This window comes from Spirillospora sp. CA-128828 (assembly GCF_050945415.1).
GTDB lineage: Bacteria > Actinomycetota > Actinomycetes > Streptosporangiales > Streptosporangiaceae > Spirillospora.
Window position 1 is genome coordinate 4677652 of sequence record NZ_CP191986.1, and the last position, 15515, is coordinate 4693166.

Annotated in this window: 13 protein-coding genes; 6 read left to right on the forward strand and 7 right to left on the reverse strand. The window is 72.5% G+C overall.

Annotated elements, in window-relative coordinates; all coding sequences use genetic code 11:
• Nucleotides 1–59 precede the first annotated feature (59 nt).
• Nucleotides 60–617 carry a TetR/AcrR family transcriptional regulator gene (locus tag ACQPXG_RS22925; protein WP_433469757.1) on the forward strand — a complete coding sequence of 186 codons (558 nt, stop codon included), beginning with the start codon at nucleotides 60–62 and terminating at the stop codon, nucleotides 615–617.
• Nucleotides 618–640: 23 nt separating this feature from the next.
• Here ACQPXG_RS22925 and ACQPXG_RS22930 read toward each other — a convergent pair whose 3' ends face one another.
• Together ACQPXG_RS22930 and ACQPXG_RS22935 are read right to left on the reverse strand one after the other, a co-directional pair.
• Nucleotides 641–2299, reverse strand: a complete 1659-nt coding sequence (locus tag ACQPXG_RS22930; protein ID WP_433469758.1) for a multicopper oxidase family protein — start codon at nucleotides 2297–2299, stop codon at nucleotides 641–643.
• Nucleotides 2292–2786: a hypothetical protein gene (locus ACQPXG_RS22935; protein WP_433469759.1), complete on the reverse strand. Its 495-nt coding sequence runs from the start codon at nucleotides 2784–2786 to the stop codon at nucleotides 2292–2294. The genes ACQPXG_RS22930 and ACQPXG_RS22935 overlap by 8 nt, the downstream gene beginning before the upstream one ends.
• A 158-nt stretch (nucleotides 2787–2944) precedes the next feature.
• On the opposite strand from ACQPXG_RS22935, the gene ACQPXG_RS22940 reads away from it, so the two are divergent.
• The 3 genes from ACQPXG_RS22940 (at nucleotide 2945) to ACQPXG_RS22950 (ending at nucleotide 8405) form a co-directional block, all read left to right on the forward strand.
• Nucleotides 2945–3859, forward strand: coding sequence for a LysR family transcriptional regulator (locus ACQPXG_RS22940; protein WP_433469760.1), 915 nt, complete (start codon nucleotides 2945–2947; stop codon nucleotides 3857–3859).
• Between the two features lie 53 nt (nucleotides 3860–3912).
• Nucleotides 3913–7113 carry a DUF4132 domain-containing protein gene (locus ACQPXG_RS22945; protein WP_433469761.1) on the forward strand — a complete coding sequence of 1067 codons (3201 nt, stop codon included), beginning with the start codon at nucleotides 3913–3915 and terminating at the stop codon, nucleotides 7111–7113.
• A 74-nt stretch (nucleotides 7114–7187) separates the two neighbouring features.
• Nucleotides 7188–8405 carry an AI-2E family transporter gene (locus tag ACQPXG_RS22950; protein WP_433469762.1) on the forward strand — a complete coding sequence of 406 codons (1218 nt, stop codon included), beginning with the start codon at nucleotides 7188–7190 and terminating at the stop codon, nucleotides 8403–8405.
• A 25-nt stretch (nucleotides 8406–8430) separates the two neighbouring features.
• Here the strand turns inward: ACQPXG_RS22950 and ACQPXG_RS22955 are convergent, their stop codons facing one another.
• A complete protein-coding gene (locus ACQPXG_RS22955; protein ID WP_433469763.1) occupies nucleotides 8431–8799 on the reverse strand; it encodes a DUF4180 domain-containing protein in 369 nt (122 codons plus the stop codon).
• A gap of 223 nt (nucleotides 8800–9022) precedes the next feature.
• Here ACQPXG_RS22955 and ACQPXG_RS22960 point away from each other — a divergent pair, with 223 nt between their 5' ends.
• Nucleotides 9023–10216 (forward strand): IS110 family transposase, encoded by a 1194-nt coding sequence (locus tag ACQPXG_RS22960; RefSeq protein WP_433469764.1) that lies wholly within the window; start codon nucleotides 9023–9025, stop codon nucleotides 10214–10216.
• Nucleotides 10217–10237: 21 nt separating this feature from the next.
• Here the strand turns inward: ACQPXG_RS22960 and ACQPXG_RS22965 are convergent, their stop codons facing one another.
• Complete coding sequence (locus ACQPXG_RS22965) at nucleotides 10238–10690, reverse strand: helix-turn-helix domain-containing protein (RefSeq protein WP_433469765.1); 453 nt, start codon at nucleotides 10688–10690, stop codon at nucleotides 10238–10240.
• Nucleotides 10691–10899: 209 nt separating this feature from the next.
• Between ACQPXG_RS22965 and ACQPXG_RS22970 the strand changes: the two genes are divergently transcribed.
• Nucleotides 10900–12738, forward strand: a complete 1839-nt coding sequence (locus tag ACQPXG_RS22970) for a glycoside hydrolase family 3 protein (RefSeq protein ID WP_433469766.1) — start codon at nucleotides 10900–10902, stop codon at nucleotides 12736–12738.
• Between the two features lie 115 nt (nucleotides 12739–12853).
• Here the strand turns inward: ACQPXG_RS22970 and ACQPXG_RS22975 are convergent, their stop codons facing one another.
• The 3 genes from ACQPXG_RS22975 to ACQPXG_RS22985 all read right to left on the reverse strand — a co-directional run bounded on the left by ACQPXG_RS22975 (nucleotide 12854) and on the right by ACQPXG_RS22985 (nucleotide 15471).
• A complete protein-coding gene (locus tag ACQPXG_RS22975) occupies nucleotides 12854–13888 on the reverse strand; it encodes an alpha/beta hydrolase (protein WP_433469767.1) in 1035 nt (344 codons plus the stop codon).
• Between the two features lie 130 nt (nucleotides 13889–14018).
• Nucleotides 14019–14807, reverse strand: coding sequence for an alpha/beta fold hydrolase (locus ACQPXG_RS22980; RefSeq protein ID WP_433469768.1), 789 nt, complete (start codon nucleotides 14805–14807; stop codon nucleotides 14019–14021).
• A gap of 97 nt (nucleotides 14808–14904) precedes the next feature.
• The gene (locus ACQPXG_RS22985) at nucleotides 14905–15471 is read right to left on the reverse strand and encodes a GNAT family N-acetyltransferase (protein ID WP_433469769.1); all 567 of its coding nucleotides are present in this window, start codon (nucleotides 15469–15471) and stop codon (nucleotides 14905–14907) included.
• Nucleotides 15472–15515 lie beyond the last annotated feature (44 nt).

Here is a 15515-nt window from a genome sequence, read left to right on the forward strand (position 1 = left end):
CGCTTAATGCCTCCGCTAGGCTAACCAGGGATGTCCCCGTTTAACAACCAGGAGCCGGGATGACAGCCGCCTCCGGCCGGCCGCGCCGCGCGGACGCCGAGCGCAACGCCCGCCTGCTGCTCACGGCCGCCCGGGAGCTCTTCGACGCACAGGGCCCCGGCGCCCCCCTGGACGAGATCGCCCGGCGGGCGGGCGTCGGCAACGCCACCCTCTACCGGCACTATCCGACCCGGGCTGACCTCCTCGTTGCGGTCTATGCCGACGAGGTCGCCGCGCTCTGCGACCCGGGCGCCGTCCTGCCGGCCGAAACGGCGCCCGGCGAGGCGTTCTTCACCTGGCTGGACGCCTTCGCCGTCCACGTCGCGACCAGGCGGACGCTGGCCTTCGCCGGCACCGAGAACGACGGCGATCGGCGAACCGAGCTGTTCGAGCGCTGGCATTCCGCGTTGACCTCGACCGCGGAGCGGCTGCTGGCACGAGCACAGGACGCGGGCGCCGTCCGCGGGGACGTCACCGTGACCGAGGTGCTGACGCTGGCCAACGCGGTCGCCGCCTCCGGCGCCGATCCGGCCCGGGTCCGCCGCCTGCTCTCGATCGTCCGCGACGGCCTCACCTGACCGGCGGGACGCCCGCAGAGCGGTCAGATGACTTCGAGGTTGGCCATCATTCCCATGTCCTCGTGCTCGGCGTTGTGGCAGTGGAAGAGATAGCGGCCCCGGTAGCCCTCGAAACGGGTGATGATCTCCGCCGACTCGGCCGGGCGCAGTGAAATGGTGTCCTTGAGACCCGCGTCGTGGGGCGACGGCGGGCCGCCGCGGCGCGACAGCACCCGGAACCCGGCCAGATGCAGATGGACGGGGTGGTGGACGTCGGCCACCATCCGCCACACCTCGACATCGCCGAGACGGACGGTCACGTCGGAGCGGGCGGGATCGAACGGCAGACCACCGATCAGCCACCCGTGCCCGCCGCGCATCCGCCCCGCGCGGAAGGAGAACTCGCGCACCCTGACGGCATCCGACCGCCGCCACTCCGGCAGATCGGCGGAGAGGACGCGCGGGATGCGGCTGTCGTCGGTGGCGCGGCGCGCGACCCGGAAGGCCATCACGTCGCGGGTGCGCCCCGAGCCCAGCCGGTTGACCACCCGGACGCGGCCGCCGACCGGAACGGCCGAGAAGTCGATGATCACGTCGTAGCGTTCGGCCGGCGCGACGGGCAGCGACCGGTGCGTCACCGGCGCCGTGAGCAGGCCCTGGTCGGCGCCGATCTGGACGAGGTCCAGCCGGCGTCCGTCGTCGCCGACCGCTTCGAGGTCGTAGTGCCGGGCGTTCGAGGCGTTCAGCACGCGCAGCCGGTAGCGGGCGGCGTCGACCTCGTGCACCGGCCACGGGGCGCCGTTGACCAGGATCACGTCACCGAGCACTCCGGCGAGATAGGGCTCGCGGACGCCCGGACGCTCCCGCAGGGACGGGTCGAGCGCGGGATAGGCCAGGCTCCCGTCGGCGGCGAACGCGCGGTCGGCGATCATGAGGGGGAGCTCGCGCGGCCCCGCGGGCAGGCCGAGGGCGTCCTCGGCGTCGTCGCGGACGATCTGCAGCCCGGCCAGGCCCCGCCAGATCGCCGGACCCGTGAAGTCCATGCGGTGGTCGTGGTACCACAGCAGCGCCGGCCGCTGCTCCATCGGGAACGTGTAGTCGCGCGTCAGCCTGGTCGGCGCCGCCCGCGGATCGTTCATGCCGTGCGCAGAGCCCTGCGCATGCCCGTGCCCGCCATGGCCGCCGTGCCCGGTGCCGGGAGCGGTGCCGTGAGCGGTGCTGGGCCAGCCCTCGGGCAGGACGAGGTCGGTCGGATACCCGTCGGAGGACGCCGGGGTCCGTCCGCCGTGCAGGTGGACGACGGTCGGCACGGGCAGGTCGTTGCGATGCCTCACGGTGATCGGCCTTCCGCGGCGCGCCTCGATCGTCGGCCCCGGGAAGGTGCCCTCATACGTCCACAGCGGCGTCCTGACGCCGGGCAGGATCTCCAGCGTCGCCTCCCGCTGGGTGATCTCGTAACGATCGGCGCCGCCCGAGGTTCCGGTCGGCGCCAGCACGCGGGGGACCGGCAACGGCACCCGGAACGCCGACGGCAGCGGCACCGCGCTGCGCAACCCGGCGCCGGTGACCGGAGGGCGGCGGGCCAGCGCGGCCGAGGCCGACAGCCCGGCGGCCGCCATCAGCCCGAACGCCCCGCCGATGCCCAGCACCTGACGCCTGCCCACTCCACGCGCGCCGCCGGGCCCGTCGCCGTCCTCACGCATCCTCGTCCCCTCGCTGCTCCGGCCCCTCCACGGGCTCCTGCTCGCGCGCGGGCCGCGGCCGCACCCGGAGCGGCCCGCGCCACACGTCGATGAACAGCACGGCGACCGCGACGATGGTGATCACTCCCAGCGGGAAGTGCAGCCACAGTGCGCCGGCCATCCCGGCGAAGTACTGCACGGTCTCGGCCGCCACCACGGCCGCCGCCGCGAGGAACGGCCAGGCCCGGCGCAGCCGCACCCAGATCACGATCGCCGCGATCAGCTGCAGGTAGCCGATGGAGGTGACGACGTTGGCGCCGGCCTCATGCCAGCGGAGACCGTCGTAGTCGCCGCTCAGGTACACGCCCGCGAACACCGGCTGGCCGAAGATCGCGACCATGTGCGCGCTGACGACGGCCCGCAGTACCCACACGGTGGGCCTCGTCCGGCGCGGGGCATCGGTCCGGCCCGGCACGGCCGCCCGGGACTTGCCCGCTGCGGTGGGCATGGGGCGTCCTCCTACTGCTGTCGATTCGAGTTCGCCCCACGACATTATGATCGGCAAGTTATCCTGTCTAAGATCAATATTGCTATGCCGTTATGTCCCCGCGGTCATGACCGCGAGGTTCCCGCGATCGGTGATCGCGAACGAGCGAGCGGAGGGCCATGGACCTGAACACGCTCCAGCAGTTCCTCGTGGTGGCACGCCTGGAGCACCTCAGCCGCGCGGCCGACGAGCTCCGCGTCGCCCAGCCGTCACTGAGCCGCACCATCGCCCGGCTGGAGAGCGAACTCGGCACACCGCTGTTCGACCGGGCCGGCCGGCTCCGGCTCAACGACACCGGGAAGCTCTTCCTCGGCTACGTCGAACGCTCCCTCGGCGCGCTCGAGGCGGGGCGCCGGGCCGTCGCCGAGGCCGTCGGCGAAGGGCTCGGCACCGTGAGACTGGCGTCGGAGACCTTCCTCACCCTCACCGGGCCGCTCGCCGCCTACAAGCAGGCCCATCCCCACATCGAGGTGGAGCTCCACCAGATGCCGGCCGAGGAGATGGTCCGCCACCTGCACGCCCAGGACGTCGACCTCTGCGTCGCCTCCCAGCCGATCCGCCCGGAGGGTCTGGAGGCGGTTCAGCTGATGGACGAGGCGGTGTGGCTGGCCACCCCGCTCGACCACCCGCTGGCGGGCCGCGCCTCGGTGCGCATCGAGGAACTCGCCGACCAGCCCTTCGTCACGTCCCGCAAGGGGCACTGGCAGCGCCGGCTGCTCGATCGCCTCTTCGCCGCCCGGGACCTCACGCCGAGGATCGTCTGCGAAGGCGACGAGCCCAGCGCCGTCCAGGCGCTGATCAGCGCCGGAATCGGCATCGGCCTCACCCCCGACATCGCCCGGAACGCCGCCGCCCAGGCCCCCGTCGCCTGGGTCGCGGTCGACAGCCCCGACTGCCGCCGCAGGCTCACCCTGCTCTGGCTCGCGGGCGGCCGCCTCTCGACCGCCGCCGACCTGATGCGCACCACGATCACCGGCTTCGACTGGACCGGCGGCGAACCGCGAGGCCGGGAACGAGCGGCCGAGCCGGGTTAGAATCCCTCGGCGCCGCCGGATTCTGTCGGAACAGGGGTCTACGTTGCGGGGGCATGGACGAGGACACCTTGGTCATTCCGGCGGCGTGGCGGCGGCGCGTGCATCCGCGGCGAGGCGGGACGCCCGGGACGGCGGTCAAGCTCGATCCCGGCGCGGCGGACGAACTCCGGGCGAAGATCGAAGAGCAGGCCGCCGACATCGAGGGCGTGCTCGCCAACCCGCAGAGCGACCCCGGTCTCGTCGCGGCGGCGCGGCGGTACCTGGGCGGGCAGGCCGATCCGCTCGGTGCCGCGGTCGCCGGGCAGATCGCCATCCGCAAGGACCCCTGGCAGGACGACCCGCACAGCCGGCTCGTGGACGCCTGGTGCGCCGAGCGCGGCGCCGCGTTCGCCGCGGCGGCGGTCGGGGGCATCGGCAAGGCCGAGCCCACCTGGCAGTGGATCGTGCAGGGCGTCAGGAGCGAGGCGTGGGTCCGCCTGCGGGACCCGCACGCGAAGTACGGGCACTGGTGGGGGACGCGGTACGCGCTGCGGCGGATGCGCGCCGTCCTCGCCGCGGCGGACGACACCGAGTACGAGGCGGCCGTCGCGCGGCTGGGGGAGTGCCGTGACAACATCCTGCTGCGTCTGGTGACCGCCTACCTCGCGCCCACCCGCCAGGACTGGGTCGATGAGTCATTGGCCGAACACGGCGGCCCCTCGGACTACATGTACTCGTGGATACTGTGGTGCTCCGTGCAGTCCGCCGGGCAGTTGCCCGCCCTGGGCACCCTGGGGTGGCAGGCGTCCCAGGCCGACCTGGTGACGACCGCCGTGGACGGGGTGGGGGCGGCCCTTGCGCCGCTCCTGGCCGACGCCTACGACTCCGCCCACAACGCCAAGGTCCAAAAGAACACCACCGAGGCGCTGGCGATCCTGCCGACCGACGAGGCGTTCCAGGCGCTCGCGGACCGCGCCGGCCAGGAGCGCGTCAGGCCCGCGCTGGCGGCGGCGATGAAACGGTTCCCCGTGCGGGGGGCACGGCTGCTGAGGGACAGGGCCGCCGGGGCCGGCAAGGGCGCCAGGGTCGCCGCCGAGCTGCTGGACGAGCACCTCGTGGCCCACCCCGAACTCGCCGAGGGCGAGACGGCCGCGGCGCGGGTCCCGGACGCGGACGCCCGTGAGGTGCCGCCGTCGCTGGTGAACCCGCCGTGGGCCCGCGGACGCCGCGAACGCAGGCACCCGGTGATCGACGGGCTGGTACCGCCGGACGTCGACGCCGTGCGCTGGGCGCCCGGCGAGCGCGAGGCATGGGCCCCGGCCGGACAGCGGCCGGGACGCGACGGCTGGGTCGGCAAGATCCTCGACTACAAGGCGGGCCGGCTGCCCTACTGGGAGATGCTGGAGCTGTTCACCCAGGGCCCCGAGGCACTGGTGCGGCCCCTGTTCGCCGAATGGGCGGCCGGCGCCCCCCGGCTCGGATGGGGTCTGAAGGAGGTGGCGGCCCGCTACGAGCTCGACGCCGTCCCGCTCCTGATCAAAGCGGCGACGAACGCGCCCGCCTCCGACGGTGACGTGCTGCTGCCGTTCCTGACCCCGCGGATCGCCGCGCTCATGGCGGACTGGGCGCTCCGGCTGAAGTCGGCGCGGCCCGTCGCGCACGCCTGGCTCGCCCGGCACCGGATCGACGCCGCCCGGCAGCTGATCCCCGCCGCGCTCGGACCGGCCGGGACGAAGCGGCGTGCCGCGGAGGTCGCGCTGCTGCACATCGCCGGGATCGAAGGCAGGGAGGCGGTCGTCGAGGCCGCCCGCGTCCACGGGGACGCCGCCGCGGACGCGATCACCGAGCTGATGGCCGCCGACCCCCTCGACCTGGTCCCGGTCCGCCCGCCGAAGGCCGGCGGCTGGGCCGATCCGGCACTGCTGCCGCAGATCCTGATGAACGGGCGCGAACGGGCGCTGCCGCAGGACGCGACACGGAACCTGCTGATGACGCTCGCCCTGGAGCGGCCCGGCGGCGCCCGCCCCGACGTCGCCGGGATCCGCCAGGCCTGCGACCGCGAGTCCCTCGCCGCGTTCTCGTGGGCGACCTTCGAACGGTGGGAGGCGGCCGGGCACCCGGCCAAGGACGGCTGGGCGCTCACCCAGCTCGGCCTCCTCGGCGGGGACGAGGCCGCCCGCCGCCTCACCCCGCTGATCCGGGCATGGCCCGGGCAGAGCCGCCACCGCAACGCCGCCGCCGGCCTGGACGTCCTGGCCGAGATCGGCACCGACGTCGCGCTCATGCACCTGCACGGCATCTCCCGGAAACTGCGGTTCAAGGCCCTCCAGGACAAGGCCCGCGAGAAGATCGAGCAGATCGCCGGGACGCTGGGACTCACGCGGGACGAACTCGCCGACCGGCTCGTGCCCGACCTCGGACTCGACCCCGCGGGCGGTCTCGTCCTGGACTACGGGCCGCGCCGCTTCACCGTCGGTTTCGACGAGCAGCTCAAACCGTACGTGCTGGACGAGACCGGCAGACCACGCAAGACGCTGCCCAGACCCGGCGCCAACGACGACCCCGGCCTCGCCCCCGCCGCCCACAAGCGGTTCGCGGCGCTGCGCAAGGACGTCCGCGCCGTGGCCGCCGGGCAGGTGCCGCGGCTGGAGACCGCGATGGTCGAACGCCGCTGCTGGCCGCTTCCCGACTTCGAGCGGCTGCTGGCGGCCCATCCGCTGCTGCGCCACATCGTCCGCCGCCTCGTCTGGATCACCGGCGGCGGCACCACGTTCCGGGTCGCCGAGGACGGCACGTTCGCCGGGCCCGCCGACGACGCCCTCGTCCTCGCCGCCACGGCGCAGGTCCGCATCGCGCACCGCCTCGACCTGACCGGGGAGGACCTCGCCGCGTGGGAGCGGGTCTTCGCCGACTACGAGATCGCCCAGCCGTTCCCGCAGCTGGACCGTCCCGTCCACACCCTCACCGGCGAGGAACGCCGGACCGGTCACCTCGCCCGGTTCGACGGCGCCAAGGTCCCGCTGGGACGGCTCCTCGGCCTGGAGCAGAACGGCTGGGGACACGAGAGCCCGGCCGACGCGGGCATCGTCGGCGGCATGTCGCGCGGGCTGCCCGGCGGCGCCACCGCCGAGCTCGGCTTCGAGCCCGCGGTCGCGATCGGCGGCCGCGACCCCGCCGAGGTCGTCACGATCGGCGGCGTCCAGGTGACCGGCGACCTCGACGCGATCCACGCCAGCGAACTGCTCGCCGAGCTCACCGCGGCGACGGAGGGCTGAAGTCTCGGCAAAGATTCACCCTGCCGCGGGCAGAACACCCGAAATGACCGGCGAGACGCCGTTAACGTGCGGGAATGCCGCAGACGCCAGACCCGGCGCCCGGCGACACGCCCGCCTACGCACCCGCAGACGTCCCGCCCGACGCCCCCGGCCCCACTGCCGGCCCCGCTGCGGGGCGCCCCGCCGCCGGGCAGCGGATGCCGCCGTGGCTGCCGAAGGCGTTCGCCCTGGCCGCCGCGGTCGTGCTGGCGTTCATGGCGGTGCTGTGGCTGCTGCAGCGGCTGCGGGAACTGCTGACGCTCCTGCTGATCTCGCTGTTCCTGGCCTTCGCGATCGAACCCGCGGTCAACTGGCTCGCCCGGCGCGGATGGCGGCGGGGCCTGGCGACCGCGGCGATGTTCGTGGTCGTCGGGCTGCTGTTCGCCGGGTTCCTCGGCGGCATCGGGTCGCTGCTGGCCACCCAGGCCGCCCACCTGATCGACGGGTTCCCCGACTACGTCGGCCGCCTCATCGGATGGGTCAACGGGACGTTCGGGACGCACCTGTCGCAGCGGAACCTGTTCCAGCGGCTGCCCACCGTCACCGACACCCTGTCCCGGCACCTGACCGACCTCGCCGGGAACGTGTGGGGGATCGGGACCACCGCGTTCGGCGTCATCTTCAACGCCCTCGGCGTGCTGCTGTTCACCTTCTACCTGTCCGCCGAAGGCCCCCGGTTCCGCCGGACGGTCTGCTCCCTGCTGCCGCCGCGCCGGCAGCTGGAGGTGCTGCGCGCCTGGGAGATCGCCGTCGACAAGACCGGCGGCTACATCTACTCGCGGGGGCTGCTGGCCCTCATCTCCGGCATCGCCCACTACGCCGCCATGGCCGGGCTCGGCGTCCCGTACGCGGCGACGCTGGCGCTGTGGGTCGGAGTGGTGTCGCAGTTCATCCCCGCCGTCGGCACCTACCTGGCCGGTGCGGTGCCCGTGCTGATCGCGCTGACGAAGGGACCGTCGACGGCGCTGTGGATCCTGCTGTTCGTCCTGGCCTACCAGCAGCTGGAGAACTACCTGCTGCAGCCGCGCATCACCGCCAAGACCCTGGACATGCACCCGGCCGTCGCGTTCGGGCTCATCCTGGCCGGCGCCGCCGTCGCCGGGCCCGTCGGCGTGGTGCTGGCGATCCCGCTCGGCGCCAGCCTCCAGGCGTTCGCCGACGCCTACGTGCGCCGCTACGACGTGGAGGAGCATCCCCTGACCGAGCCGGACGCGCCCGCCGCGCACTGGTGGCGATGGCTGCGCCGCGACTGAGCCCGGCCCTCAGGCGACCGTGCGCTCAGGCGACCGTGCGCAGGCGGGCGTCGAGCGCGTCCAGATCCGGGACGAACCACACATGGCCGGCCGAGTTCGACTCGCGGACGAGGGCCTGCAGCGCAGGGCTCGCCGCCGCGTGCCATGAGATGTCGCCGACGACCGCCAGGCGCAACCGGTAGTTGACGAACTTCTGCATGACCTCACCGGCGAAGCGGGTGCCGAGCGAGAAGAAACGCTCGTCGAGGCGGCCCGCCGGGACCGCCACCACCTCGGCGCCGAGGAACACCGCGCCGATCAGGTCCAGCGCGTCCTCCACGGTGGCGACCGGCGGGCCGTCCGGGTCGCACATCAGCACCGCGACCCCGGCCCGCTCCTGGACCACGTCAGGCATCCCTACCTTCTTTCATGGGTCGTTCGGGCCGGTCGTAGGGTTCTGGCACCCAGGGGCGCCGGGTATGGCTTTCAGGCATCTGCCGCATGTGGCTTCCGTTGATTGGCCGCCCGGCGCCCCGAGGCGACTCGGCCGCTGATTGAGAATTGCGAACACATCGCTGCGTAGGGATGAGCCGGCGAGGTCGTCTGCGGGACCACACAGGCCACGACGCCGGGAGGCGATGTTGCAGCAGGCATGGGCCGGGATCGACATCGGCAAAGGCCACCACCACGCCGTCGTGATCGACAGCGAGGGAAACCGGCTGCTGTCGCGGCGGGTCGCCAACAGTGAAGACGAACTGCTCAACCTGATCGCCCAGGTGCTGGACCTGGCCGACGAGGTGACCTGGGCGGTCGACATCTGCACCGGCGGCGCCACGCTGCTGCTGGCGCTGCTGGTCGCGCACCGGCAGCAGGTCCTCTACATCCCCAGCACCATGGTCAACCGGGCCGCCGGCGGCTACCGCGGCGCGGGCAAGACCGATGCCCGCGACGCCATCGTCATCGCCGATCAGGCCCGCATGCGCCGCGGGCTGACCGCGTTGCGCGTCGATGAAGAACTCATCGTCGAGTTGCAGATGCTGGTGGCCCGCCGCCGGGACCTGGTCGCCGACCGCACCCGCATGGTCAACCGCCTGCGCGAGCAGCTCCTGGCCCTGTGCCCCGCGCTGGAACGGACCCTGGACGTCACCAACAAGGGGCCGCTGGTGCTGCTGACCGGCTACCAGCGACCAGCTGACCTGCGCCGTCTGGGGCCGGCTCGGCTGGAGGAATGGCTGCGGGCCCGCAAGGTCAAGGGCGCCCAAGCCCTGGCCGTCACCGCGGTCCAGGCGGCACGGTCCCAGAGCACGACCCTGCCGGGCGAGCAGATGGCCGCGCTGCTGGTCGCCCAGCTCGCCGAGGGGGTGATGACCCTCAACGAACAGATCAAGACCATCGAGCAGCTCATCGAGGACCGGTTTCACCGCCACGAACTCACCGAGGTGATCGAGAGCATGCCCGGCATCGGCGTCGTGCTGGGCGCGGAGTTCCTGGCGGCCACCGGCGGCAGCCTCGACCAGTTCGCCTCCGCCGACCACCTGGCTGGCTACGCCGGGCTGGCACCGGTTCCGCACGACTCCGGCCGCGTCAGCGGCAACCTGCACCGGCCACGCCGCTACAACCGCGCGCTCAACCGGGTGTTCTACACATCCGCGCTGGTCAGCATCCAACACAACCCCGAATCCCGGCGGTTCTACGACCGCAAGAGATCCGAGGGGAAACGTCACACCCAGGCCGTCCTGGCCCTGGCCAGACGCCGCGTCAACGTGCTGTGGGCCCTCATCCGAGACCGACGCAGCTACCAACTCACACCTCCTCAAGTTCAGGCGGCATAGCAAGATCACGCTTGACAAAGGTCATTGAGAATCGCCGGCCTCCTCCCGCCCGAGTGCCCCGCCGAGCACCGAACCGATCACCGAGTCGAGCAGGTGCAGGGCGTCGGCGGTGGCGGCCGCGCCGCCCAGTATCACGATCTTCATCCGGTTCCGCTGCTCGTCGTGGACGACCTGGAGGCGCAGCGCGCGACCGGGGTCGCCGGTGTTGGTCCCGGCCTGCAGCAGCGTGCCGAGGCGGTCGGCCTCGGCCCGGCCGACGCCGTCTACCTGCACGATGCTCGACACCTCCACCGCCCCCGCCGGCGGGGAGGCCGGCCGGCCGGTCAGCGCCTCCAGGTCGGCGCGCGCGATCCGGTACTGCTTGCCGATCCGCACCGCCCTGAGCCGGCCGTCGCGGATGTAGCCGCGCACTGTCCGTACATGCAGGCCGAGGCGGTCCGCGACCTCCTCCACCGAATACATTCGCTCCGTCATCACTCCCTAAAATACCCTACTTAGGGAGTGATAGGGATGTTTGAGGGTAGTGCTGCGATTGCGGAACCCAAACGCGGTGCCCTTTACCGGATCCGGCCCCGTTCCAGGGCGGATCGTCGAGCATTGCCGTGGACGGAGCCGCCCGCCCGGTCTAACGTGCCTAGGAGAACCTTGATCATCGGGCACCTCGGGGGCGGGAGGGAGCCGTCATGTACCGTCCCCGCACGCGCCGCCGCCGGTGGCTCGCCGGCCTCACGGCCGGAGCACTCGCGGTGACCGGCCTGGGCGGAGTGGACGCGTCCGCCGCGCAGGCCTCACCGCACGGCGGCAAGGACCCCCGGCTGATGCGGATCCTTCGGTCGATGTCACTGGAGGACAAGGCCGCGCAGCTGTTCGTCCTGCAGATCTTCGGCAAGAGCGCGACCACCGCGGACCCCGCCGCCGTCGCCGCCAACCGCAAGCTGTACGGGGTCGACAACGCCGCGCAGGTCATCGCCCGCTACCACCCCGGCGGGATCATCTACTACGGCGACAACGTCGCCGACCCGCACCAGATCGCCGCGTTCTCCAACGGCATCCAGCGCGCCGCCGCGGCGACGCCGCTGCGGATCCCCGCCACGATCGCCACCGACCAGGAGGGCGGCATCGTCGCCCGCGTCCTGCCGCCCGCGACGCAGTCGCCCGGCAGCATGGCCCTGGCCGCCGGACGCCGCACCGGCGACGCCCGCGCCCTCGCCGGCATCACCGGCCGCGAGCTGCGCGCCATCGGGATCAACCAGGACTACGCGCCCGACGCCGACGTCAACGTCAACCCGGCCAACCCCGTCATCGGCGTCCGGTCCTTCGGGTCCGACCCCGGACTCGTCTCCGACATGGTCACCGCGCAGATCGGCGGATACCGGTCCGCGGGAGTCACCGCGACCGTCAAGCACTTCCCGGGACACGGCGACACCACCACCGACAGCCACACCGGCGTCCCGCACATCGACCACACCCGCGCCGAATGGGAACGGCTCGACCTGCCGCCGTTCCGCGCCGCGATCGCGCACGGCGTCGACTCGATCATGACCGCGCACATCGTCGTGCCGTCCCTGGACCCGTCCGGGGACCCCGCCACCCTGTCGCGGCCCATCCTCACCGGCATCCTGCGCGGCCAGTTGCACTACCGCGGCGTCGTCGTCACCGACGCGCTCGACATGCAGGGCGTCCGCGACAAGTACGGCGACGAGAACATCCCCGTCCTCGCCCTCAAGGCCGGCGCGGACGTCCTGCTGAAACCGCCCGCCGACGCCCAGGGCAACGGCGTGTTCCCCCGCCAGCTCGCCGCCGTCGTCAGCGCCGTCAAGTCCGGTGACCTGACCGAGAAGCGCCTCGACGAGTCCGTCTACCGGATCCTGGAGCTGAAGAACAGGCGCGGCCTGTTCCGCGACCCCTACGCCGACGAGTCGAAGATCGACAACGTGGTCGGGACGCCCGCGCACCTGGCCACCGCGCAGCGCGCCGCCGACCGCACCACCACCCTGATCAAGAACGGCGCCGGGATCCTGCCGCTGCAGGCCGGCGCACGCAACGTCCTCGTCACCGGCTGGGGGGTGTCCACCACCGCGACGCTCGGCACCGAGATCGCCCGGCGCGGGGCCACCACCACCATCCGGCAGACCGGCATCAGCCCCGGCCAGGCCCAGATCGACGAGGCCGTCGCCGCCGCGAAGAACCAGGACCTCGTCGTCGCCGTCACCAACCGCGCCTGGGACATCAAGGAAGAGCCCACCCACAACGGGCCCGGACAGATGAACCTCGTCAAGGCGCTGGCCGCCACCGGCAAACCGGTCGTCGTCATCGCCGTCCGCGACCCCTACGACATCGCCTGGTTCCCCGAGGCGACCACCTACGTGGCCACCTACTCCTACACCGCCGAAGCACTGCGGTCGGCCGCGAAGACCCTGTTCGGCGAGCTGAATCCGCGTGGACGCCTGCCCGTCACCATCCCCGTCCGGGACCAGCCCGGCACCGCCCTCTACCCGTTCGGGCACGGCCTGGGCTACTGACCCCGCGAAGACGGCGACCCGGTTCCGGGACGGCAGCCGCAGCCGCACCGGAACCGGGCCGGGCCCGGTCCAGAAGAGCGCCCACCTTCCGTGAGCGTCACGCCTTCCGTGAAGGTCACACCTTGCGGGCGCCGACCGACTTCATCAACGTCGGCCAGAGCGAGCCCGCCTCACGCACCCACGCCGGCCAGTTGTGCCGGCCGTCGCCGTAGATGTGCGCCGTGTAGGGGATCTTCAGCTCGTCCAGCCGCTTCTTGAAGTCCCTGTTGTTCGCGCCGACCGCGATCTCGCTGAGCAGGCCGATGTCCCACGGCGCCACGTCCGGGTCGCCGGGGCCCGGCCGGCCGGTCGTTCCGGCGGAGAAGAACAGCCCGGTGCCGCGCAGCTTCGGCGCCAGCGAGTACGGGTCGTGCGCCACCCAGTTGGCGTCGTCGGCCCACGGGATGCCCCAGATCGCGAACGGGTCCTGGCCGTTGCCGGCGTTGGTGAACATCAGCAGCGCCGGGATCCCGATCGAGCGCATCGACAGGATCCCGCTCAGCGACGCCGCGTACTTGAACAGCCCCGGATGCCGGGCCGCGTAGGACATCGCGCCCGCGCCGCCGGAGGAGTTCCCGATCGCCGCGCGCAGCGCGCCCGCGTGGTAGTTGCGCTCCATCAGCTGGCGCACCTCGGCGGTGTGGAAGGTCTCCCACTTGGGGGTCCCGCCCTTGCCGTAGTTGTACCAGTCGGTGTAGGAGCCGTTGTCGCCCTCCGGCATGACGACGATGACGTTGTACTTGGCCGCCCACGCCTCGATGTCGGTGTTGCGGGTCCATGAGGTGTAGTTGTCCTGGCCGCCGTGGAAGGCGTACAGGACCGGCCACGTCGCGGTCGCGCCCCGCGTCCAGTTCTTCGGCAGCAGGATGCGGGTCTTCACCGACTTGCCGAGCGCGGGCGAGGCGATCGTGATGTCGACCTCGCGGGAGGCGATCTTCTGCTCCGCGGTGATGCGCGCGCCGTCGTCCGCCTTCACCGGCCCGGCCAGCGCCCGCGCCGGCCCGGCCGCCACCGCGCCGAACCCGGCGACCAGGACGGCGGTGACCGCGCCGGACGCCAGCGAGCGCCGCCACCGCACCCGGTGTGATCGAGGGCGGACGGTCGGTGTCATGTGCTCACCTCGAGGATCGGCCCGACCCCCGCGGCCGCGCGACTCCCGCAGAGTGTCCTCGCCCCCCGCTAAATGATCTACATGGGCGGGTTACAAGAATCGCCCGTGGGGCTGTGGAGAAGTGAGTCATTCAGGAGTCGCCGGTGGCGAGACCGGCGAGGAGCGCGGCGAGTTCGCGCGGCTTGGACAGCATCGGCCAGTGCCCGGTCGGAAGTTCCCGGTAGGTCCAGCCGGGCCCGGTCATCATCGAGAAGATCGGGTGCCCGCTCTCGCCCATCTGCCTGACCGCGGCGAGCGGGATGGTGGTCGCGACGAGCGTCCGCGGCGTCGCCGGCAGCGGATCGGGCCGGGTGAGCGGCTGCGTCGCGGTCCCGGAGGGCTGGGGCGTGCCGCGCCGCCGCAGGGCGGCCAGGTGCTCCCCGGTCAGGTCCGCGAGGTTGACGGGGTCGGCCCCGGGGTCGAACGGGGGCACCGGGATCCACCGGCCGCCGCCCTCCTCGGCGATCGACTTCTCCAGCGCCGCGCGCGCTTCGGGGTCGTGGAAGTCGATGGCGGCCAGGCCGGACGGCATGGGGCCGGTGTCGACGTAAACGACGCGGGCGATCCGCTCCGGGATCCGGTCGGCGGCGCCGGTGGCGGCCATGTTCGCGCCGCTGTGCGCGACGAGGACGACCTCCTCCAGACCGCCGTCCTCGATGAGCTTCACCAGGTCTGCGGCCTGGGTGTCGACTTCGACGCCAGGCTCGGCCTCGTCCGCCCGCTCGTCCGCCCGCTCGTCCGCCCGCTCGGACTGCCCCGCGGGCGTCACCGCGTGGACGTCGTGGCCCGCGTCCCGCAGCCGCGCGGCCACCTCGTCCCACGCCCATGCGCCCAGCCAGTAGCCGGGGACCAGTACGAACGTCGCTCTCTTGGATGTCACTGCCGACCGCCCTCTTACGTGGATGTGATCCCAGGCTACGGTCGATACCGGACAGGCCCCGTCCGCGTTAGCGGGGCCACGGCCACCGGGTTTTCGGTCAGGACTCGTCGCGGGTGTCCCACTCGTGGCGGAGCATCGCGTAGACGACCTCGTCGCTCCACTCGCCCTTGACGATCTCGTTCTGAACAAGGTGGGCCTCACGGCGCATGCCGAGCCGCTCCAGGACGCGGGCGGACGCGGCGTTGCGGCCGTCCAGCCGCCCGCAGACACGGTGCAGGTCCAGGCCCTCGAAGCCAAGCCGCAGCACCACCTCGGCCGCCTCGGTGGCGAACCCCTTGCCGTGGTAGGCGGGGTTGAAGATGTAGCCGATCTCGCCCTGCCGGTGCTCGCGGCTGCGCCACTGCAGGTTGACCTCGCCGATCAGGTCGCCGGTCTCGCGCCACTGCACGGCCAGGACCAGCCAGTCGCCTTCCTTGTCCACGGTCGCCGCGCCCATCTTCTGCTTCAGGAACGTCCGCGACTCCTCCAAGGAGCGGGGTTCCCAGTACAGGAACCGCGCGACCTCGGGCAAGGACTGGTAGGCGTACAACCCCTCAAGGTCGCTCTCCTGGAACGGCCGCAGGGTCAGACGCTCGGTCTCGATCGGGTAGGCGGGACGGAGCATGCGATGATCCTATTCACGGTGCCTGCCGTTGTGCGACCCGTGAT

What these genes read in the sequence shown, in the direction of transcription:
- ACQPXG_RS22925 (WP_433469757.1), top strand. Translation starts at nt 60, where the DNA reads ATGACAGCCGCCTCCGGCCGGCCGCGCCGCGCGGACGCCGAGCGCAAC.
- ACQPXG_RS22930 (WP_433469758.1), bottom strand. Translation starts at nt 2,299, where the DNA reads ATGCGTGAGGACGGCGACGGGCCCGGCGGCGCGCGTGGAGTGGGCAGG.
- ACQPXG_RS22935 (WP_433469759.1), bottom strand. Translation starts at nt 2,786, where the DNA reads ATGCCCACCGCAGCGGGCAAGTCCCGGGCGGCCGTGCCGGGCCGGACC.
- ACQPXG_RS22940 (WP_433469760.1), top strand. Translation starts at nt 2,945, where the DNA reads ATGGACCTGAACACGCTCCAGCAGTTCCTCGTGGTGGCACGCCTGGAG.
- ACQPXG_RS22945 (WP_433469761.1), top strand. Translation starts at nt 3,913, where the DNA reads ATGGACGAGGACACCTTGGTCATTCCGGCGGCGTGGCGGCGGCGCGTG.
- ACQPXG_RS22950 (WP_433469762.1), top strand. Translation starts at nt 7,188, where the DNA reads ATGCCGCAGACGCCAGACCCGGCGCCCGGCGACACGCCCGCCTACGCA.
- ACQPXG_RS22955 (WP_433469763.1), bottom strand. Translation starts at nt 8,799, where the DNA reads ATGCCTGACGTGGTCCAGGAGCGGGCCGGGGTCGCGGTGCTGATGTGC.
- ACQPXG_RS22960 (WP_433469764.1), top strand. Translation starts at nt 9,023, where the DNA reads ATGTTGCAGCAGGCATGGGCCGGGATCGACATCGGCAAAGGCCACCAC.
- ACQPXG_RS22965 (WP_433469765.1), bottom strand. Translation starts at nt 10,690, where the DNA reads ATGACGGAGCGAATGTATTCGGTGGAGGAGGTCGCGGACCGCCTCGGC.
- ACQPXG_RS22970 (WP_433469766.1), top strand. Translation starts at nt 10,900, where the DNA reads ATGTACCGTCCCCGCACGCGCCGCCGCCGGTGGCTCGCCGGCCTCACG.
- ACQPXG_RS22975 (WP_433469767.1), bottom strand. Translation starts at nt 13,888, where the DNA reads ATGACACCGACCGTCCGCCCTCGATCACACCGGGTGCGGTGGCGGCGC.
- ACQPXG_RS22985 (WP_433469769.1), bottom strand. Translation starts at nt 15,471, where the DNA reads ATGCTCCGTCCCGCCTACCCGATCGAGACCGAGCGTCTGACCCTGCGG.